Raw genomic sequence first — 1,062 nt, forward strand, 5'->3', positions numbered from 1 at the left:
CAATAACTCAAGGTTGGACAGTTGACCGAGTTCGGAAGGGATGCTGCCCGTAAGACGATTGTCTGACAGCCTTAAAGATCGCAGATTGATCAACGGACCCAGATCGGAAGGTATACTTCCTGTCAATCGATTACCGTCGAGTTGAAGTCTTTCCAGGTGGGTCAGTTGACTTAGGCCACGAGGAATCTCGCCTGATAGTCCATTGTCATTAAGGTCAAGTTGGCGGATTCTGCCGTCGAAGTAAGAAGTATTTACCCCGTACCATTCCCCAAGTGGCGCATCGCTCAACCAGTTCGTGTTGTTCTTCCAGGTTGGACCGTTAGTCGCCTTGTAAAACACCTCAAGGGTATTTCGCTCGAGATCGTATCCCTGGCATTGAGCCACACGGACATCCGAGATCCCATTCGTCCAGTTTTTAATAGCCGGGTCATCCGGCAGACAGACCTGCGTTCCCTGCAGGAATAAAGCGTCGAGCTCAAGTTCAATCAATTCATCCGGGATCGGACCGGCAAGATGCGTATTGTCATGAAGATGCAACCACTTGAGCTTAGCCAGACGGCCCAGTTCCCTTGGGATGGTACCGGTCAACTGGTTTCCATTGAGACACAGATGAATAAGGCTGGCCAGGTTACCCAACTCGACGGGAATCGGGCCGGACAGTTGATTGTCGAAGAGATACATCAGGGAGAGATCCGAAAGCTCACCCAACTCCGCCGGAATGGGTCCGGTCAGGTTGTTGTTCTCGAGAGACAGTCCATTAAGGCCGACCAGGTTACCCATCTCGACGGGAATCTGACCCGTTAGGTTGTTGCCACCCAGGTTCAGGGAAGTTACACGCCCTTCCTCATCGGTGTTCACCCCGTACCAGTCATCTACATGTTTGTCGGTAAGCCAGTTGGTGTTGAATGTCCAGCCTGTTCCCCCCAGGCTGTGATAGAGCGTCACCAGAACGTCTCTGTCCGGACTTGGAACGCGGATATTTACCGTTACGTCGATGCTTGATTCCGCGCTACCGGATCTTGCCGTGACCTCAGTCACCCCATTGCCCACCGCGGTCACCAG

The organism is Gemmatimonadota bacterium, from assembly GCA_009835325.1.
Lineage (GTDB): Bacteria > JAAXHH01 > JAAXHH01 > JAAXHH01 > JAAXHH01 > JAAXHH01.